This is a genomic window from Streptomyces sp. RPA4-2, from assembly GCF_012273515.2.
GTDB lineage: Bacteria > Actinomycetota > Actinomycetes > Streptomycetales > Streptomycetaceae > Streptomyces > Streptomyces kaempferi.
Map to the genome: position 1 here is coordinate 860,747 of NZ_CP050975.2, position 19,586 is coordinate 880,332.

Consider the following 19,586-nt stretch of genomic DNA (forward strand, 5'->3'; position numbering starts at 1 on the left):
GCGGAGTGCGTTCGAGGGCCGCGAGGGGTCAGCGGGACCTGATCTCGTCGGCGTCCAGACCCCGGTCGACGCCGTGCGGGACGACCTGCTGGCCCTGCTCGGTCTCCAGCCGCCTGCCGTCGAGACGGACCTCGACCCGGTCCGGCTCGAAGGAGACCATGTCGTCTATCCGGCCGACCTCGGTGTAGGCGTCGCGGTACGACCAGGCGGCGCGGTGTGCGGTGCCGATGTCGTAGTAGTCGCACAGCCCCTTGTACGGACAGAAGGTCTGCCCTTCGGCGGGGGTCAGCCGGCTCTCGTCGATGTCCGCGCGCGGGACGTACCAGCGCGGGGCGAAGCCGGACTCGTAGAGCACGACCGGGTGCTCGGAGCGGGCCACCACGGTGTCCTCCAGGCGGACTTCCAGCGTGCGGGAGGTGTCACGGATGTCGATACGGTGGTACGGGTCCGCCGCGTGTCCCAGGATGCGTTCGTCCTCCTCGTAGAAGGCGTCCATCGCCCGCCAGGCGAAGGCGATGCGGTCCTCGAACGCGGCGGCGTGCTCGGGCGGAGCGGTGAATTCCCAGGCGGCTCGTTCGGTGGTCCGGTCACCCGCGTGCACGGCGTACCAGGCGGTTTCACCGAGATCCTGATGCCGGGTGACCTTGTCACCCGCGACCAGGGCCTGCGGATCCACGTCCGCGCGGGGGTAGTAGGCGACGGGGTAGCGGCCCGGCTCGTGCAGGAGCAGCACGTTCTCGCTGTCGGCGATCCAGGTCCCGTTGAACCGCACGCGCATACGGCGGCGCAGCCGCTCGGCGAACAGCAGGCGCTGCGGCAGGGGTTCGGGGGTGAGGAAGTGTCCGATCGCGCTCGCCGAGAGGGGCCCTTGTTGCCAGGACAGTCCCATGGCTTGTTCCTTCCGGGTACGGAGTGACGGGCACCGGGCGCGGTGGACACCCGTGCCCCGAGGGGGTGTTGTCGGGGTCCGCTCCGGCCACCCGGGCCCTGGCGCGTCAGGCGACGACGCGGCCGAGGAAGTCGCGGATGTACTGGGTGATGTTCTCCAGGTGGCTCTCCAGCGCGAAGTGCCCCGATTCGAGCAGGTGGATCTCTGCCTGGGGCAGGTCCTGGCGGAACGCCTCCGCGCCCGCGGGACCGAAGATCTCGTCGTTGGCACCCCAGACAGCGAGCACCGGCACCTGGGAGTCGCGGAAGTACTGATGGACCTTCGGGTAGAGGTCCACGTTGGTGGGGTAGTCGCGGAAGAGCCTGAGCTGGATCTCGTCGTTGCCCGGCCGGTCCAGCAGGGCCTGGTCGTGGACCCAGTTGTCGGGACTGACGAGGCTGGGGTCGGCGACTCCGTTCACGTACTGCCAGCGGGTGATCTCGGGGGTCAGGGCGCCGCGCATCGGGGCCTCGGTCTCCGGTCCGGGCGCCTCGGCGTAGGCGAACACGCCGTCCCAGAAGGGTTTGACGAAGCCCTCGACGTAGGCGTTGCCGTTCTGGGTGACGATCGCCGTGACGCGGTCCGGGGCCTGCAGCGCCAGCCGCCAGCCGATGGGGGCCCCGTAGTCCTGCACGTACATCGCGAAGCGGTCGACACCCAGCTGTTCGAGCAGGTCGGAGGTGACCTGGGTGAGGGCCTCGAAGGTGTAGGGGAAGTCCTGCGGGGAGGGCATCGCCGACTGGCCGAAGCCGATGTGGTCGGGGGCGATGACGTGGTAGCGGTCGGCGAGCGCCGGAATCAGGTGGCGGAACATGTGCGAGCTGGTCGGGAAGCCGTGCAACAGGACCACGGTCGGCGCCTGCGGATCGCCGGCTTCCCGGTAGAAGACCTCGAGGCCACTGACGGTGGCGGTGCGGTGATGGACTACGGAAGTCATCTCTCTAACCTCTCACTTCACCTTTAAGGGTTACGCGATCAGTCGACCACGCTCGATCTAACCTGTCAATACACTTTTACCGGTTAGATCGACGCGGGTCCGCCCTCCGGGCCTGGAGCGAGCCGGGCACTCACCTCAAGCGTCCGCCCGCGAGCGGCCCCGGGCCACCGAGCCGGTACGACCGCGGCCGACGAACTAAAATCGGCCATGGCACATGAAGAGCCACAGGGGAGTTGCTCCCGGCCGGCCATCCACGCAGGAGTACCGCAATGGCGACGCTGCTGTCCGTGAACGTAGGGAAACCCAAGGACGTCCCGTGGCAGGGAAGGACCGTCCACACGGGCGCGTGGAAGGCACCCGTGCACGGCCGCCGGATGGTGCGGCACCTGAACATCGACGGAGACGGTCAGGGAGATCTGGCGGGACACGGGGGCGAGAACCGGGCGGTCCTCGTCTACCAGCTGCAGTCCTACCGGTACTGGGAGAACGAGCTGAGCCGCCGGGACCTCACCCCCGGCAGCTTCGGGGAGAACTTCACCGTCGACGGCCTCCCCGACGACGAGGTGTGCATCGGCGACCGCTACCGCATCGGCGAGGCGGAGTTCGAGGTCACCCAGCCCCGCGTCACCTGCTACCGCGTGGGGATGCGCCTGGGCGAACCCGCCATGGCCTCCCTCCTGGTCGCCCACCACAGTCCCGGCTTCTACCTGCGCGTCATCACCGAGGGACATGTGCGGGCCGGCGATGCCATCACGCGCACCCGGCAGGGCCCGGAAGCACTCAGCGTCGCCGACACCGACGCGCTGCTCTACCTCCCCGGCCGTGACCCCGCGACGCTGCGCAAGGCGCTGAGCATCCCCGCCCTGAGCCCCGGGTGGCAGCAGTCGTTCCGTGAACTCGCGCAGGGCGAGCCACCGAAACAGGAACCGGGATGGCCCGGCTTCAGACCCTTGCGCGTGGCCCACCTGGTCCCCGAAACCCCCACCGTCACGTCGATCCACCTCGACGCCACCGACGGCACACCGCTGCCCGAGGCCCGGCCCGGTCAGTATCTGTCCCTCCGGGTCACCCCGGGGGAGGACGCCCCCGCCGTACGGAGCTACTCGCTGTCCTCGGCGCCGGGCGCCGGGACCTACCGCATCAGCGTGAAACGCGAGCCCCACGGCCGGGTCAGCGGCTACCTCCACGCCTGCCTGCGCCCCGGTGACCTCGTGGACATCGCGAGCCCCCGCGGGACGTTCGTCCTCGAGGAGGGCACCGACCCGGTCGTCCTCGTCTCCGCGGGGATCGGCGCCACCCCCGTACTGGCGATGCTCCACCGGCTCGCCGCGGCCCGGGACCCCCGCCCGGTGTGGTGGATCCACACAGCCCGGGACCACACGCAGCATGTCTTCGCGGCCGAGACCCGGGCGCTGCCGGCCCGGCTCCCCCACGGCCGCGCGTACATCTCCTACACCGCGCCCGGCGACGTCATCACCCCGCGTGACGACGAGGCCCACATCCGCCAAGGGCGTCTGACCGCCCGATCGCTGGCCGACATGGCCATTCCCGCCGACGCCCACGCCTACCTCTGCGGCCCGCCCGCCTTCATGGACACTCTTGGCGGCCATCTGCGCGCGCAGGGGCTGAAGCCCGAGCGGATCCACACCGAGGTGTTCAGCGCCCTGCCCGCCCTCAACCCCGGCATCACGGCCACGCCGGCGGTGCGGCCGCACCAGCCGGCCGGTCCCGTGGCGACCGGTCCGCTCGTCACCTTCGCCCGCAGCGGCATCACCACCCCCTGGTCACCGGACCGCGCGTCCCTCCTCGACCTCGCCGAGGCCTGCGACGTCCCCACCCGCTGGTCCTGCCGCACCGGCGTGTGTCACACCTGCGTCACCCCCGTCGTCTCGGGCGACATCACCTACACCGCCCAGCCCCTCGAACCTCCCGAGGCCGGCACCGTCCTGATCTGCTGCAGCCGGCCGGCCGGCGAAGTCGTCCTCGATCTCTAGGACTTGGACGCGGTCCGGTCGGTGCGCGGGATGCGGCACGCCGCCGGGTCCCGGGCGAGGTATCCGCTGCGGGAGGGGCCCTGACCAGGTCACCCTCGGTCACCGGGCACGACATGCGTGCTACGCCATACGGGCCCATACTCGAATAGCGGCACCACGGCGGCCCACAGCTTGACTACCCCCTGGGGAGGTCCTGTGATCATGCTTGCTTTGCTAGCGCCGGGTCTCATGATGGCGTTTCTCTTCGGGATGGACGCCCTCGAAGATCGGCTCATCCCGCGGCCGGTCCCGAGCGACGACGGCGACGGCGCCCCGGTCCCGGACGATGTGCCACCGCCCTCGCCCTGACGGCACCCCTCGCAGGTACGGGCCCACGAGCCCGGAGACCGCGCGGGTCACGGTCCCACCGCACCGGCGCCACCAGCCGTGGGGCCGCACGTTTCCCGTGGCGGTCTCGGGCAGAGACGAGGAGGCGGTCCCACCATGGCGAAACTTCTGTTCGTGATGACGGGAGCGACGTACTGGACGCTCAAGGACGGCACCCGGCACGCGACCGGTTACTGGGCCGAGGAGTTCGCGGCCCCGTACAAGGCCCTCACCGAAGCGGGACATCAGGTCGTCGTCGCCACCCCCGGCGCGGTGGTTCCGAACGTGGACATGATGAGCCTGCGTCCCGAGATGGCGGGCGGCGCGCAGACCGCCCTCGATCTGGAAGCGATCATCCGCTCCGCCGAGGAGATGCGGCGGCCCATCCAGCTGGCCGACGCCCGTCCGGAGGACTACGACGCCGTCTACTTCCCCGGCGGTCACGGTCCGATGGAGGACCTGTGTGTCGACGCCGACGCGGGGCGGCTGCTGACCGCGGCGCTCGCCTCCGGCAAACCCCTCGCCGTGGTCTGCCACGCCCCGGCCGCCATGCTGGCCACCAGGATCCGCGGCGTCTCCCCCTTCGCCGGTTACCGGGTCTCGGCGTTCACCAACGACGAGGAGAACGCCGTCGGGCTCGCCTCCAGGGCCAGGTGGCTGTTGGAGGACGAACTCAACGACCTGGGGGTCGAGTTCACCCGCGGCGAGATGTGGAAGCCGTACACGGTGGTGGACCGCAACCTGTTCACCGGGCAGAACCCCGCTTCGGCCGCCGTCCTGGCGGAGCGGCTCCTCAAGGCCCTCTGACAGCGCCCGAGTGCGCCCCTTGTGGCGTCGCCGCACTCGGACGGCGGGCGGCAGGCGAAGGCCGGGGGCTCAGCGGCGCAGGACACCCTCGGCCGCGAACGGTGCGAGGGTCGGACGCCGGACCGGTACGTCGCCGAGCGCCGCGTCCACCGCGGCCAGCACGTCGTCCGTGAGGTGCACGCCCGCGGCCGCGGCGTTGGCGTGCACCTGCTCCGGTCGCGAGGCTCCGGTGATCGCCGAGGCGACCTCACCGCGACGCAGCGCCCAGGCCAGCGCCAGGGTCGGCAGACTCACACCCGCGCCCTCGGCCACGGGAACGAGCCGCTGCACGGCCTCCAGTGCGGCGTCGTTGAGGACGAGGTCCTTGGAGCCGCTCATCGCGTCGTTGGCGAAACGGCTGTCGGCGGGGAGCGGCTGTCCCGGCTTGTACTTGCCCGTGAGCACGCCCTGCGCCAACGGCGACCAGACGATGTGCGAGACGCCGTTGGCCGCGCACACCGGGAACACCTCCGCCTCGGGCGCCTGCCAGAGCATCGAGTACTGCGGCTGCGACGAGACGAACAGCTCGGGGCCCGCGATGTCGACGGCCGCCTGGATCTGCTCGGGGGTCCACTCGCTGAAACCGAGGTAGCGGGCCTTGCCCTGCCGCACGACCTTCTGGAGTGCCTCGACCGTCTCCTCGATCGGCACGGTCACGTCGAAGCGGTGGGCCTGGTACAGATCGACGTGGTCCGTCCGCAACCGCCGCAGCGAGGCGTCGATCTGCCGGCCGATCTGGTCGGCCGACAGGCCCTGGTCGGTGTCCGACATCTGCCCCCATACCTTGGTCGCCAGGATGTACGAGTCACGGGGGTGCTGGGAGAGGATCTCGCCCCAGGCCGACTCGGCCGCGCCCCGACCATAGACGTTGGCCGTGTCGAAGAAGTTGATGCCCGCGTCGAACGCGGCCTCGGTACAGGCGCGCGTCTGCTCGGCCTGGATGCCTCCGGAGTAGGTGAGCCAGGAACCGAGGGAGATCTCCGAGACCTCCAGGTCCGAGCTGCCGAGTTTCCGAAAACGCATGACGGTTCCCTTCCATGGGTCCTGCGACGCGGTGGACGATCACCATGTAACCGGTAAAAGTCCTGGCGTGGGAGCCCGTCGTGCACTCGGCGACGTCGTACCAGGGTTGCCCGCCGCCCAGGGTCGGCCCCGGCCCGGGACACCCCGGTGGCGGCGTGCGATCAGGAGTACGTCCCGGCACCGGCGCGCAATGGCGGATCAGGAGTACTTCGGCGGCACCCGTGCGGAATGCGGAATCAGGAGTACTTCGCCGCTGCGGCGCGGCGCTGCCGCTTCCCCAGGGGCGCCTGGGAGAGATCCTCGGCGCTGGACCTGAGGTTCTTGTAGTGATACCCGCGCTGGGTCAGCCACGCCTTCGCCGCCTCCTCGGCGCGCTCGGTCGCCTCCAGGATGTCCTCCTCCTCTTCGCCCGAGTCCAGGAAGCGGAAGGTGAAGGCGGACCGTGCGGCCAGGTCGTAGCTGAGGTGCCCCTCCGCGGTGAACGCCGCGCGCAGCACGTCGTGCTCCGCCGCCCGCGCCAGGAGCTCGGATCGCTGATCGGTGCCGAGCCCGTCGAAGACACCGCGCACGGTGATACGGAAGCTGCGAGTACTCATTCCGCGACCCTAACCAGCGACTCCCCGGCGGCTCCACCCCATTTCCGTCCGCCGCACCCCGCGGGCCCGACACTCACGCGCGGCGTCGGGGCGGGGCACCGGCCGGGCGCGTCACGGGTCTCGTGGACGCCCGTGAACTGCCGCGGCGCCCACGTCGGGACAGGCCGAACCCCTGCCTCGGCGTCACCCGGAGTGAACGCTTACCCTGCACAGGCAGAGAGGCGGCCGCAGGAGAGGGGGAGCCGGAGCATGACAGGCGACCGACCGGGCGCGATCGGCGGCGCACCGAGTGCGCCCCACCCCATCCCTCCGGGCCAGCGCAGGGTGCAGGGCTGGCCCGTCTCGCACTACGGCCCGGTTCCCAGGTTCCGCCCGGAGCGCTGGGACCTGCGGGTCTTCGGCGCGACCGCCGTGGGCGAGGAGCGTTCGTGGTCCTTCGACGACCTCACCGCGCTGCCGCACATCACCGTCGTCGCCGATCTGCACTGCGCGACGGGCCCCACGTCGACGGATCACGAGTGGTTCGGCATCGCCGCCACGACCCTGCTGGACCTGGCGCCTCCGGCCCCTGAGGTCACCCATGTGATGGCCTGGGCCGAGTACGGCTACGGGGCCAACCTCCGCCTCGCGGACTTCACGACCGCGCAGACCCTGTTGGCCACCCACCACAACGGTGAGCCGCTCACCGCCGAGCACGGTTTCCCGCTGCGCCTGGTCGTACCGCACCTCTACGGCTACAAGAGCGCCAAATGGCTGCGCGGCATCGAGTACATGACCGCGGACCGACGCGGATTCTGGGAGGAGCGCGGCTACCACAACCTCGCGGACCCCTGGAAGGAACAGCGCTACTCCCACCAGGAGCGGGAGGGCGACGGCCCGACCACGTGACCGGCCCGACCACGTGACCGGCCCGGCGGCGTCCGGAGCGCGGGGCGCCGTCGGCGGGAGGTCATCATCATGGGGAGATGATCCGCGGCATCGGGAGAGCACATGGATCTGCGGCAGATGGAGGTCGTGGTCGCGGTGGCCGAGGAGGGCGGCTTCACCGCGGCGGCGCAGCGGCTGCACGTGGTGCAGTCCGCCGTGTCGAGCACGGTGCGCGCGCTGGAGCGTGAGCTGGGCACGGCGCTGTTCGACCGCACCACGCACCGGGTGTCGCTGACCCCGGCCGGTGAGGCCTTCGTACCGGCGGCGCGCGCGACCCTGCGGGCCGCCGAACAGGCCCGGTCGGCGGTCGACGTCGTCCAGGGACGGCTGCGGGGACGGGTGACGGTCGGCACGATGCAGGGTGTGTGGGCCGATCTTCACCTGCCGCTGGCCGCGCTGCGGGCGGAGCATCCGGAGGTGTCGGTGCGGCTGCGGCAGGCGGCGGTGACCGACATCCGCCAGGCGCTGCGGGAGGGGACGGTGGATCTGGCCGTGGTCGCCCTCGACCGCCAGCAGCAGCGCGGGCTGGTCACCAGGCTGCTGTCCCACGAGGAGATGGTGCTGGTGTCCGCGCCGGAGCGGGCGCTGGCCGGGTCCGGCGCGGAGGGGACGGTCACGCTCGCCGAGGCCGCCCGGCTGCCGCTGGTCGACTTCACGCCCGGCTGGGCGATCCGGCTCTCCGTCGACCGGGCGTTCCGTGCCGCCGCCGTCGAGCGCGAGCCGACCTTCGAGGTCAACGACATCGTGGCGGCGTCCGAGCTGGTCCGCAACGACCTGGGCGTCTGCGTCATGCCCGGCTCGATCGCCACCCGTTTCCCCGACCTGCGGACGCACCGGTTCGACCGGCACGCGCCGAGCTGGAAGGTGATGGTGGTCCGGCCGCGGGGCGAGGCGCCGCCGGCCGTCGCCGCGCTGCTGCGGCACATGACCTGAGCGAAGACCGAGCCGCTCGTCCCGCCGCGCGCACCCGTCCCGCGCGCGCCGTGGACGCACCCATCTCAGTCGGAGATGACAGACATCTTCGATCATCGTCTTGGCGGGGGAAGCAAAGGGGCTGCCACGGCGCTGAGGCAACCATGCGAGCGACAAGGAAGCCGTTCCGCCGCCCGCCGGTCCGTCCCCGAACCGTCCAACCGGTTCCCCTGCCCGAGAAGGTGCCCGTGTCCGTATCCCCCGAACTGAAGCGCTCGGACCCGACCGCCACCGGCACGGCCGCGCACGGCGTCCCGGGATGGCTGGTCGCGCTCTTCGCGGTCGCCTCCGGTATGACGGTGGCCAACCTGTACTACGCCCAGCCGCTGCTGTCCTCGCTGCGCGACGTCTTCCACGTCGGCACGGCGGCCGCCGGCGGACTCATCACCCTCACCCAGGTCGGCTACGTCCTGGGCATGCTCTTCCTGGTGCCGCTCGGCGACCGGCTGGAGAAGCGCAAGCTGATCACCGTGCTGCTGACGGTGACCACCCTCGCCCTGGTCGCGGCAGGCCTCGCCACGAACTTCCCGATGCTGCTGATCGCGTCCCTGATCAGCGGAGGCACCTCGGTCGTCGCCCAGATACTGATCCCCTTCGCGGCGAGCCTCGCCCCCGATCACGCCCGCGGCCGGATCGTCGGCCGGGTGATGAGCGGTCTGCTCACCGGCATACTGCTCTCCCGCACCCTGAGCAGTCTGGTCTCCGACGTGGCCGGCTGGCGCGTGGTCTACCTCGGCTCCGCCGTCCTGATGGCGCTGCTGGCCCTCGCGCTGCGCGCCGCCCTGCCGCAGCACGCGCCGACCACGACCATCCCGTACACCCGTGTACTGCGCTCCACGCTGCAACTGGTGCGCACCCACCCCGTGTTGCTGCGCCGCGGTCTCTACCAGGCGGCGATGTTCGGTGCGTTCAGCGCGTTCTGGACGACCGTGTCATACGTCCTGACGGGCCCTCACTTCCACTACTCCCCCGTCGGAGTGGGCCTGTTCGCCCTGGTGGGTGCCGCCGGTGCGGCCATCGCCCCGTTCGCCGGGCACTGGGCGGACCGGGGACACGTGCGTCCCGTGACCGGCGTCGCGTTCGTCGTCGCGGCCGTGGCCTTCGCGGCGGCGGGCTTCGGCCAGGAGCACGTGGCCCTGCTCGCGGTGGCCGCGATCCTGATCGACATGGCCGTCCAGACCACCCTGATCCTCGGCCAGCACACCATCTATCAGCTCGACGCGAACGCCCGTGCCCGGCTCAACAGCGCCTTCATCGCGACGTTCTTCGTCGGAGGGGCGCTCGGGTCCCAGTTCGGCTCGATCGCGTACCACGCGGCGGGCTGGACCGCCGTCAGTGTCCTCGGCGCCGTCCTGCCCGTGCTGGCTCTCCTCTACTGGACGACGGAGCGCCGTGCCGCCCGCCGTACCGCCGCCCGCACCGCCTGACCGCCATGTCACGGCCGACCGGACGGGCCGGCCGACCGGAGAACCCGGCGACGCCGTTCGCACCGCCTCTCAGGAACCGGCTTCCTTCCTGAGGAAGTTGCTCACCTGGCAGGCGAGGGTGTCCCCGCCGAGATCGGCGCGGGTGTCGGCGTCGGCCAGGCGCTCGGAAAGATCGATACCGCCCGCCCAGAGGTACCGGTCGGTCCACTCGTCGTCGACCTTCAGCTGGATCTGGATGTCCACCCGGGGCAGCGAGGCCTCCGGACCCGCGGCGTAGAGGACCGCGGTGGCCCGGCGCAGCGGGTAGACGTCATAGCCCTCGATGAACTGGGAGTTGCGCCAGTCCAGGAAGGCGCTCTCGCCGTCGGGGCCGATACGGATGTCGATCTGGCCGTCCTCCAGGTGGATACCGAAGTGTTCACCGGCGCGGTTCTCGACGGTCACACGGCAGCGGAAGTAGGCCAGGCCTTCGGCGGCGTCGTCGCGTCCCCGCGGCGGCTCCGCCGTCTCCACGCCGTGGACGCGGACACGCAGGCCGGCATGCTCGTCGTACTCCTGCCAGTCCCCGACCACGTTCGGCTCGTGCACAGTCCACCTCTCCACCTCAGAGAGCTGTTTCCTATCTGTGCCCTCAACTGGGTGTCAAATGAGTGGAACATGCCGTGGCCAGCGTTTTTGCCCTCGTTGATCGGCGATCAAGCCGTGCCCAGCCAGAACCCGCGCCCGCGCCTTCGCGGGACAATTCCGCGCGTGCTGCACATCACGTTTCTCAGGGGTCGCGGCGCACCGCCCGTGTCCGCTCCTCCACCGGCGCCGGACCGCCGTGACGGTGTCGATCGCCGGGGCCGGTGGGTGCCGCCTTGTGACGGTCAGCGGGACGTGGGGAATCCCAGGTCCGGCCCGGTCGCGGTCTCGGCCGGGTCGGGCCAGCGGCTCGTGATGACCTTGCCACGCGTGTAGAAGTGCACGGCTTCGCCGCCGTACATGCGGTGGTCGCCGAAGGCCGAGTCCTTCCAGCCGCCGAAGGAGTGGTAGCCCACCGGCACCGGCATCGGCACGTTCACGCCGACCATGCCGGTCTCGACCTCCAGCTGGAAGCGGCGGGCCGCGCCGCCGTCGCGGGTGAAGACCGAGCTCGCGTTGCCGAACGGAGAGCCGTTGATGATGTCCATGGCCTCCTCGTAGGTCTCCGCGCGCAGCACGCACAGGACGGGGCCGAAGATCTCGTTCCGGTAGGCGTCCGAGTCGGTGCTGACCTTGTCGAGGAGCGATATGCCCATCCAGTGCCCGTTCTCGAAGCCCTCGACGGTGAAGTCCCTGCCGTCGAGCACCACGTCGGCTCCCTGGGCGGCCGCGCCCGCGACGTAGTCCGCGACCTCGTCGCGGTGCGCCCTGGTGACGAGCGGGCCCATCTCGGACGCCGGGTCGTCGCCCGGGCCGATCCTGACCTTCGCGGCCCGCTCGGCGATCCGGGGCACCAGCGCGTCTCCCGCCGAGCCGACCGCGACCACCACGGAGACGGCCATGCAGCGCTGGCCCGCGGACCCGTAGGCGGCGGTCACCGCGGCGTCGGCGGCCGCGTCGAGGTCGGCGTCGGGCAGGACCAGCATGTGGTTCTTCGCGCCGCCGAGGGCCTGGACACGCTTGCCGCTGGCGGACGCCCTGCCGTAGACGTGACGGGCGACCGGTGTGGAGCCCACGAACGACACGGCCGCCACGTCAGGGTGGTCCAGCAGCGCGTTCACCGCGACCTCGTCGCCGTGCACGATGTTGAGCACACCGTCGGGCACACCGGCCTCGGCCGCGAGTTGCGCGAGGAGCATGGACGCGGACGGGGCCTTGCTGCTCGGCTTGTGGACGAAGGTGTTCCCGCAGGCGATCGCCATGGGGAACATCCACATGCTGATCATGGCGGGGAAGTTGAACGGTGAGATGCCGACGATCACACCGAGCGGCTGGCGGACCGACGTCACGTCGACGCTGCTCGACACCTCCGTGGACATGTCGCCCTTGAGCGCCGTGCCGAGTCCGCAGGCCAGTTCGACGATCTCCAGGCCCCGGGCCACCTCGCCCAGCGCGTCCGCGTGGACCTTGCCCTGCTCGGCGGTGATCAGCGCGGCGAGGTCGTCGCGGCGCGCGTTCAGCAGTTCGCGGTAGCGGAAGAGGATCGCGGTCCGCTGCGCGAGCGAGGACGTGCGCCAGGTGGCGTAGGCCTCCTTCGCCGCGGCGACCGCTGTGTCGACCTCGTCGGTGCCCGCCATCGCGACCCGTGTGGTGACCTCTCCGCTCGCCGGATCGGTCACCGGGCCCCAGGCACCGAAGGCCCTCGAACCATCCCCGTAGGGCTTGCCACCGATCCAGTGGGTGACGGTCTTCATCGGCGGAACTCCTTCAATGATGGCGGCGGACTGCGAGGCTCACGTCGTCGGGCCTCGCGGGCCTCGATCGCGGCCGGACGGCCCCACGGTCTCGGCCACGGGCACGTCCCACCACGTCTGCGGGCGGGACCGCTGGTTCAGCATCCTCCGCGCAGAGGCAGGATGCGGCCTCGGAGTCCCTCCCGGCCCGAAGTGCCTCACCCAGGTCCCGTTCCGTCGTGGCGCGGATCACTCGTACGCCGGGCGCCGCCTCCTCTCCCCGTCAGCACGAAGGACATGAAGGGCGGCCGCGGCGGTGTCCTGGACGGGACGCTGCCCGCCCGGCAGCGTGCGCGTACGACGGCTACAGCCGCGAGGAAGCCAGAACGGGGTGTCCTGGGGGTGTCGCAGAGGGGTGCCGTACGGCCCGATCCCGACGGACAAAAGCAGACTTTCTTGCGCAATTCCGCCCTCCGGTTCTACCCTTGGCCGGAATGAGGCTCCGCACGCCAGGGCGTCCCGAGCCGCCTGCAACCCGGCGGCCCGGACAGCGCGGGCTCACCCTGTGGTTCCTGGTGTACGCGTGCCTCGCAAGGGCGCTCGCCCCCACACCGGAGCGGTCCGAGGGCCGTTTCGTCAGTGGTCGTGCGGGACGAACGCAGCGGCCGCGGTCGGGCAGCAGCGCACAGGAAACGCTGCCGCTCCTCCGGTCGCCCAGACGCAAGGCCATGTGCACACGGTTGTCTGCGCAGGCCAGTCGTCCCGAGGATCGCCGTAGCGGAGATGCAGATGGTGGACCAGTCCGGGCCGCGTCGTGTGCTCAGGGCCCGCGAGAGCCGCTCTGAGCACCGCCAGAGCCGCACCGGGACCGCGCCCTTCGACGACACTCCGCGGTTCGCCACACCGACCGCCTGGTTCCTGCGCCTCGGCCGCACGCTGCGCCGTACGGCTCCGCCCCGCACGGCGCGATCGGCGCGGATCAGGGCGGCGGGGCACAGGGTGACCGCCAGCCGCTACGGGCCGTTCCTTTTCGCGATCGCCATGATCGCGACGATCCTGGGCTTCGGCTTCATGCTGCCCACGTCGGAACACCTCGGCTCACTCATGGCCACGGTTCCCGCGGCCACGGCCGCACTCGCCGGAGCACGGGTCACGGCGACCATCGCCGGTCTCTCCTGTGCGGCGTGCGTCGCGCTCGACGGGCACGACGGGCTCTTCGGTACCTCCACGTTCGTCGTGCACCTCGTGGCGATCGCTCTCGTCTCGTTGTGCGTCATCACCTTCCGCACCCTGCGGGAACGGTCCACCCGTGAACTGCTCGGAGTACGGGCCGTCGCCGAGGCCGTTCAGCGAGTCCTGATACGCCCGATGCCCCCGTCCATCGGTTCGCTGCGCATTCGGGCGGAGTACCGGGCCTCCCACCCCCAGGCACGCGTGGGGGGCGACCTGTACGCCGTCGCCTCCTCCGACGACGCTGTCCGCTTCCTCATCGGAGACGTCAAGGGAAAGGGCCTCGCGGCGGTGGACGATGCGGCCGCGCTTCTCGGGGCATTCCGCAGTTCAGCCCGCCGGACACCCTCACTGGCCGACCTCATGGCCCTCCTCGAAGAAGCCGTGCAGGCCCATTTCGAAGAAGTGGCCGCCACCGACCCCGATGTCGCGGAGCGCTTCATCACCGCGCTCCTGCTGGAGATACCCGCGGACGGTTCGTGCGTCAGGATGATCAACTGCGGCCACCCTCCCCCCTATCTCGTCGAGGGAGACACGGTCCGGCCCGTGCCGGCCCGGTGGCCCGCGCCGCCCCTCGGACTGAACAGCACCGGCACGCAGAGTTACACCATGACCGTGCTGCCCCTGGCCGAGGAAGCGCTGTTGCTTCTCTACACCGACGGCGTCATCGAAGCCCGTGACCCGAAAGGCCACTTCTTCGACCTCGAGGACCGGATCACCGCATGGCCGCACAGGGACCTGGATGAGCTGCTCCCGTACATTCTCGACGGTCTGACCGCTCATGTGGGCGGGAACATGCGGTTCAACGACGACGCCGCCATGGTCACGGTCCAGCGCCTGAGCGACAGCAGGGTTCGGCGGCAACGTGCCGGCGGGGACGACGGCCTGGCCACCCTGGAGGACCCCGCCCGGGTGGGATGCGGCTGACTCGGCGCGGCGTGGGGACCCTGCGATGCTGAGATCATGCCGAGAGCTCGACTGCAGCCCTTGATGACCGCGGTGGGCCAGGTCGTCGTGTGTGAGGTCGACGGACCGGACAGCGCCCCGCACACCCACGTCCACGTGGCCGTGGTCACCGAACCCGAGCCCCTCGGGTTCGGGGTTCGACTCCTGGGCAGAACGCGAACTGGACAGGTTGGAGCGGCAGTCGTGGTGGCATGATCTGTAGGGGGAGGTGCCGTGAGAATCACCGGCGACCAACGTGACTGGCTGTTCTTCACCGGATGGCTCCTGACCGGGTCCGGCTACTTGCTCGCCCTGCTGACCGTGCTGTCGATCGGGGTCTTCATCCTGCCGATCCCCCTGATCGCCACCGTGGCGCTGGCGACGCGGCGCGGGGCCCTTCGCTGCCTGCCCGGTCTGATATCGAGTGCGAGCCTGCCGCTGTTCCTTCTCACCTACCTCAATCGAGAGGGTCCCGGTACCCACTGCACCGCCTCCGCCGGCGGCGGGAGCTGCACCGAGGGTCTGCTCGACCCATGGATCCTGCTGGCCGTCGGCCTGCTCGTCCTCGCTGCTGGAGTCGCCCTGTTCCTCAGGATTCGGCGTCGGCCGGCCGTCACCGGCGTGCCGAGTCACTCCCCGTAGCCTCGGCACAGGATTCCCGCGCGGGAGCGCTCGATTCCGTGACGGCACGGTCAGATCTACGATCCCGGTCCATGACGACTCCCGACTGCTACGCGTGCGGCATGGAAGCAGGGTTCGACCAGTTCGCCGAGGCGGAGGGTTTCGCGCACGTGCACTTCCACATCGTGCCGCGCATGGCGGATCTGCGACCGGAGCACCGCGGGCCGGGCATTTTCGAGTTGCTTCGGGGGCCGGAGCAGGAGCGGGTGACGGCTGAACAGGCGGATCACCTGGCCCTCGCGCTACGAGCTCACCTTCACCTGCACCGGACCGCTCAGTAGCCCGAGGTGACGCCGTGGAGCGCGAGGTGGCGCCGTGGAGGCGGCGGCGCTCGCCTGGGAGCACGTGCTGTCACGGGGGCCGTCGGGCGCAGCGGATGCGGACACCTGCGTCCGCGTGCGCAGCGGGATGTTCGGCCCTTTCGCGGACGTCGGCTCTTGAGGGGGAGACCCTCCTCAGACACCGTTACTTGTCCCTCACATCGAACGACAGTTGTCACAACGCCACTTGCTCTGATCACGACCGGGTCACTAGAGTTCACATCCGAACCTTTGCTCGGGTGTTCGCTCGTTGGGAGTGACGGCGGAGGGACACCGCTTGTTGACGTATCGGCAGGCGGCCGGAGGAAGAAGGAGCTCGCCTTCGTGGCGTCCCACCGTCGACCCAAGCAGCCGAGCCGCACCCGTGTGACCGTGCTCACCACCGTCGCGGCGGCCGCCGTGGCCCTCAGCGCCAACGCCGCCAACGCCGCGCCCAGCGAGAAGCCGAGCAAGGACGAGGTCAAGTCGAAGGTCGACGCCCTCTACCAGGAGGCGGAGCAGGCCACCGAGAAGCTCGACGGGGCCAAGGAGAAGCAGGACAAGCTGGAGAAGCAGATCAGCGCCCTGCAGGACAACGTCGCCCGCGGCCAGGAAGACCTCAACCAGCTGCGCGACGCCCTCGGTTCGATGGCCAGTGCCCAGTACCGCACCGGCGGCATCGACCCCTCCGTGGCACTGTTCCTCTCCTCGAACCCGGACGACTACCTGGACAAGGCGTCCGCGATGGACCAGCTGAGCGGTCAGCAGGTCGAGGCGCTGAAGAAGGTCCAGGAGAAGCAGCGCGAGCTCGCCCAGCAGCGCCAGGAAGCGTCCGCGAAGCTCAAGGACCTCTCCGACACCCGCGCCGAGCTCAAGAAGAAGAAGCAGGAAGTCCAGGGCAAGCTCGCCTCGGCGCAGAAGCTCCTCAACTCCCTGACGGCGAAGGAGAAGGCGGCTCTCGCGGCCCAGGACCAGGAGCGCGCCACCCGCGCCAGCGAGCGTGTCGACCTCGGCAACACCAAGGCCGCCTCCGGACGCGCGGCCGCCGCGTTCGCCGCCGCGGAGAGCGTGATCGGCGCCCCGTACGACTACGGCCACGCCGGCCCCAGCACCTTCGACTGCTCGGGCCTCACCTCCTGGGCCTACGCCCAGGCCGATGTCTCCATCCCGCGCACCTCGGAGGTCCAGGCCAACGCGGGCACCCGCATCTACTCGCAGAGCGATCTCCGGGTCGGTGACCTGGTCATCTTCTACGGGGACCACCACCACGTCGGGCTGTACGCGGGCGGCGGCCAGGTGCTGCACGCCCCGCACAGCGGCGCGCTCGTCCGCTACGAGTCGATCGGCAACATGCCTTTCCAGTTCGGCGTCCGCATCTGAGCGGTGCCGCTGCTCGAGCGGGTGGCGTCGATGACCCTCTTCGGGGCTGTCAGGCCGCCCAGGGGAGTTCGGCCGCTCAGGTCTGGCATTGCCTCGTGGACGCGGGAGACCAGTTGCTCCAGGCGGCACCGTCCGCCCGAGCGTGTACACGGATCTCGACCTTCACGGGGCCGCAGACCCGGGTCGTGCTTCCCACTTCGGCAGGGCCGATGGCTTCGCCTGCCCCGACATAGGCGCGACCGCTGCCCAGCTTCACCCAGTGGCCACCGTCGACAACGCGGAAGAATGCCTCGTAGGAGACGTTCAGTCCTTTCGTTCCCGTGTTACGCGCCTTGATGTGTGCCGTGATCTCCCGGGTGGGGATTCTGCCGACAGATCCCCGCTGTGCGCTGATACAGCCATTGATGGCCACACGGCCGGTCGACACTCCTCCGCCGCAGGCGACCGCCGCGGCGTGAGCGCCGACGGTGGTTGCCGGCACGGTGAGTGCGACTGTGCCCAGAATCGTTCCGATACGCCTCAACCGCAATGCCCCGTTCCCTCCGTCAGGCCTTCTTCCTTGCAAGGACCATGGCTCGCGCGGGGGCACGGTGAGCGGTTTCGTCGAGCTTTTCACCCTAATGGGCACGGGTAGCCGTTGATATGACTGTCGCGTACACCGGTGCGGCGTTCACGCTCCCCCGCTCGGGACCGGCCACTCGGATCGCGGTTGTCCCCGCGACCAGGTGAAGCTGGTACGCGGTGCATGCTGCCGGCGGAGACACTGAACAGGGCCTTTCGCCTGGGCACTTCGGCCAGCCCACCGCCGTGACTCGGTCGGCGATCCCCTCACGGCATACCGTGGAGCACCAGCGTGAACCACACCTTCTTGCCCGTGGTGCCGGGGTCGGACGGTGCGATGCCCCAGTCGTCGGACAGCGCGGCCACGATGGCCAGACCGCGTCCCGGCTCCGTGGCCGGGTCCGTCGTCCATGGCCGCGGCAGGGCGGCGGAGGCGTCGGCGACCGTCACGCGCAGTTCGTGCCCGGTGCGCTCGAGGTGACGGTGATCTTGTCGGCGGGGCCCGAACTGCCGTGTCCGACCGCGTTGGCGAACAGTTCACCGGCCGGACCGCACGGGGCGTCGTGCGGCGGCTCAGCTTCGGCGCCGCGAGCGGGGAACCCGGCCGTGCGCCCGATACGGCCGATCCCGTGCGGCCCCCTCCGCCTCCCCGCGCGCCCGCACGACTCCCCGACACCGACGCCAAGATCGCCAAACAGTAGGCTCGTTGCGCAACACGACGCGAAGGGGAGTTCAGTGGCGCGGGTTGCGGTGATCGGTGGGGGTATCAGCGGGCTGGGGACGGCGCTCATGCTCGGTCGGCGCGGCCACGCGGTCACGTTGTTCGAGCAGGACGCGAGGCAGGCCGGAGAGGACCTGAACCAGGACTTCTTCCACTGGGACAGGCCTCGATGCCCGCAGGCCGTCCAGCCCCACTCGCTCCTCGCGCCCGTGCGCACCGTCCTGCGCGCCGAGACCCCGGATGTCTACGCGGACCTGCTGGCACGTGGAGCCCGGGAGTACCACGAGTTCGACTGGTTCGGCGCGCATCCGCCGCATCGGGCCGGCGACGAGGACTTGGTGACCCTGCGCACCCGTCGCATCGTGCTGGAGGCCGCCTTGACCGCGGCCGTGCGGAGGGAGCGCACCGTTGTGGTGCGAGGAGGCCGCCGGGTGCGCGGTCTCCTCATGAGGGAGGGCCGGCCGGCCCGGGTGACCGGCGTGCGGGTGGGAGCGGAAACGCACCGGGCGGACCTCGTCGTCGATGCGTCCGGGCGCCGCTCACCGGTGCCAGGGTGGCTGATCGCGGCCGGTTGCCGCCCGCCGGTGGTCGACAGCCATCGCACCGGGATCGCCTACCTGTGCCGCTGGTACCGCCTGCGTGCCGAGGGCCCCCATGACCCCGGGCGGGTGAAGACCGGCTCGGCGGCACCGTTCGCGCTCGCCGGTGTCTTCCCTTCCGACAACGACACCTTCGCGGTGAGCCTGGTGCTCTCCACGGGTGATCCGACCCGCGGCGCGCTCACCGACCCCGCCGTGTTCGAGGCCGTCGCCCGCCGCTTCCCCGCCACCGCCGCGTGGCTCGACCTGGCCCCCGAACCACGGTCGGCGGTCCTGCCGATGGCCGGCCTGGACAACCGCTGGACCGGCCTCGCCGACGATGAAGGACCTGTCGTCACCGGCCTGGTCAACGCCGGGGACAGCCTCATCCACACCAACCCCACCTTCGGCCATGGCGTGGCCCTCGGCCTGCGCGCCGCCCAGCACCTCGCCACCCATGCCGACCGGATAGCCGCGGACCCCCTCGGGTACCACACCTGGACAGCACAGGCCCTCCGCCCGTGGTTCGACGCGCAGGTGGCGGCCGACCGGGCCGACGGGCAACGCCTCGCCGAGAGCTCGCCGCTCTCGGATCGGCGGGCCGCCGCCCGGGCGGCCTGCGCCTTCGACGATCCCGTCGTCATGAGAGCCCGGGCCCAGGTACGCCATCTCCTGCGGCCGGCCCAGGACGCCTACGGCACCGACGAAGTGGAGCGGCACGTCTCCGCCTGGCTGGCCGCCCACCCCGACTTCTCGCCGAAGCACGACGGTCCGACCCGTGATCAGTGGGATGCGCTCATCCCGGGCTGAGCGCTTGC

The 19,586-nt window shown here is 70.7% G+C and carries 17 protein-coding genes; 10 read left to right on the forward strand and 7 right to left on the reverse strand.

From position 1 onward, the window contains the following. Positions 1-28 precede the first annotated feature (28 nt). Together HEP85_RS03355 and HEP85_RS03360 are read right to left on the reverse strand one after the other, a co-directional pair. Positions 29-889, reverse strand: a complete 861-nt coding sequence (locus tag HEP85_RS03355; RefSeq protein ID WP_168526057.1) for a DUF427 domain-containing protein — start codon at positions 887-889, stop codon at positions 29-31. A gap of 106 nt (positions 890-995) precedes the next feature. Further along, complete coding sequence (locus HEP85_RS03360; protein ID WP_168526059.1) at positions 996-1,865, reverse strand: alpha/beta fold hydrolase; 870 nt, start codon at positions 1,863-1,865, stop codon at positions 996-998. 269 nt (positions 1,866-2,134) lie between these two features. Between HEP85_RS03360 and HEP85_RS03365 the strand changes: the two genes are divergently transcribed. Together HEP85_RS03365 and HEP85_RS03370 are read left to right on the forward strand one after the other, a co-directional pair. After that, positions 2,135-3,859, forward strand: a complete 1,725-nt coding sequence (locus HEP85_RS03365) for an MOSC domain-containing protein (protein ID WP_369657570.1) — start codon at positions 2,135-2,137, stop codon at positions 3,857-3,859. 483 nt (positions 3,860-4,342) lie between these two features. Continuing rightward, the gene (locus tag HEP85_RS03370) at positions 4,343-5,032 is read left to right on the forward strand and encodes a type 1 glutamine amidotransferase domain-containing protein (RefSeq protein ID WP_168526061.1); all 690 of its coding nucleotides are present in this window, start codon (positions 4,343-4,345) and stop codon (positions 5,030-5,032) included. A gap of 69 nt (positions 5,033-5,101) precedes the next feature. On the opposite strand, the gene HEP85_RS03375 is transcribed toward HEP85_RS03370, so the two are convergent. Then, positions 5,102-6,094, reverse strand: coding sequence for an aldo/keto reductase family protein (locus tag HEP85_RS03375; RefSeq protein WP_168526063.1), 993 nt, complete (start codon positions 6,092-6,094; stop codon positions 5,102-5,104). A 236-nt stretch (positions 6,095-6,330) separates the two neighbouring features. After that, positions 6,331-6,690 (reverse strand): DUF6204 family protein, encoded by a 360-nt coding sequence (locus HEP85_RS03380; RefSeq protein ID WP_168526065.1) that lies wholly within the window; start codon positions 6,688-6,690, stop codon positions 6,331-6,333. Positions 6,691-6,939: 249 nt separating this feature from the next. On the opposite strand from HEP85_RS03380, the gene HEP85_RS03385 reads away from it, so the two are divergent. The 3 genes from HEP85_RS03385 to HEP85_RS03395 all read left to right on the forward strand — a co-directional run bounded on the left by HEP85_RS03385 (position 6,940) and on the right by HEP85_RS03395 (position 10,016). Beyond that, the gene (locus HEP85_RS03385) at positions 6,940-7,578 is read left to right on the forward strand and encodes a sulfite oxidase-like oxidoreductase (protein ID WP_168526067.1); all 639 of its coding nucleotides are present in this window, start codon (positions 6,940-6,942) and stop codon (positions 7,576-7,578) included. Between the two features lie 102 nt (positions 7,579-7,680). Beyond that, positions 7,681-8,550, forward strand: a complete 870-nt coding sequence (locus HEP85_RS03390; RefSeq protein WP_168526069.1) for a LysR family transcriptional regulator — start codon at positions 7,681-7,683, stop codon at positions 8,548-8,550. A gap of 227 nt (positions 8,551-8,777) precedes the next feature. Next, positions 8,778-10,016, forward strand: a complete 1,239-nt coding sequence (locus HEP85_RS03395) for an MFS transporter (RefSeq protein ID WP_248001818.1) — start codon at positions 8,778-8,780, stop codon at positions 10,014-10,016. Positions 10,017-10,085: 69 nt separating this feature from the next. Here HEP85_RS03395 and HEP85_RS03400 read toward each other — a convergent pair whose 3' ends face one another. Then, positions 10,086-10,604 carry a hypothetical protein gene (locus tag HEP85_RS03400; protein ID WP_168526071.1) on the reverse strand — a complete coding sequence of 173 codons (519 nt, stop codon included), beginning with the start codon at positions 10,602-10,604 and terminating at the stop codon, positions 10,086-10,088. Positions 10,605-10,885: 281 nt separating this feature from the next. Next, the gene (locus HEP85_RS03405) at positions 10,886-12,394 is read right to left on the reverse strand and encodes a CoA-acylating methylmalonate-semialdehyde dehydrogenase (RefSeq protein WP_168526073.1); all 1,509 of its coding nucleotides are present in this window, start codon (positions 12,392-12,394) and stop codon (positions 10,886-10,888) included. Positions 12,395-13,162: 768 nt separating this feature from the next. Between HEP85_RS03405 and HEP85_RS03410 the strand changes: the two genes are divergently transcribed. The 4 genes from HEP85_RS03410 to HEP85_RS03425 all read left to right on the forward strand — a co-directional run bounded on the left by HEP85_RS03410 (position 13,163) and on the right by HEP85_RS03425 (position 16,908). After that, on the forward strand, positions 13,163-14,530 hold the full coding sequence (locus HEP85_RS03410) for a PP2C family protein-serine/threonine phosphatase (RefSeq protein WP_168526075.1): 1,368 nt from the start codon (positions 13,163-13,165) through the stop codon (positions 14,528-14,530). A 252-nt stretch (positions 14,531-14,782) separates the two neighbouring features. Next, positions 14,783-15,190 (forward strand): hypothetical protein, encoded by a 408-nt coding sequence (locus HEP85_RS03415; RefSeq protein ID WP_168526077.1) that lies wholly within the window; start codon positions 14,783-14,785, stop codon positions 15,188-15,190. Between the two features lie 71 nt (positions 15,191-15,261). Then, positions 15,262-15,510 carry a hypothetical protein gene (locus tag HEP85_RS03420; protein WP_248001819.1) on the forward strand — a complete coding sequence of 83 codons (249 nt, stop codon included), beginning with the start codon at positions 15,262-15,264 and terminating at the stop codon, positions 15,508-15,510. Between the two features lie 363 nt (positions 15,511-15,873). Continuing rightward, entirely contained in the window at positions 15,874-16,908 is a 1,035-nt protein-coding gene (locus tag HEP85_RS03425; RefSeq protein WP_168526079.1) for a C40 family peptidase, read from the forward strand. 828 nt (positions 16,909-17,736) lie between these two features. Here the strand turns inward: HEP85_RS03425 and HEP85_RS03430 are convergent. After that, positions 17,737-17,919: an ATP-binding protein gene (locus HEP85_RS03430; protein ID WP_168526083.1), complete on the reverse strand. Its 183-nt coding sequence runs from the start codon at positions 17,917-17,919 to the stop codon at positions 17,737-17,739. A gap of 285 nt (positions 17,920-18,204) precedes the next feature. On the opposite strand from HEP85_RS03430, the gene HEP85_RS03435 reads away from it, so the two are divergent. Further along, positions 18,205-19,578, forward strand: a complete 1,374-nt coding sequence (locus HEP85_RS03435) for an FAD-dependent oxidoreductase (protein ID WP_369657571.1) — start codon at positions 18,205-18,207, stop codon at positions 19,576-19,578. Positions 19,579-19,586 lie beyond the last annotated feature (8 nt).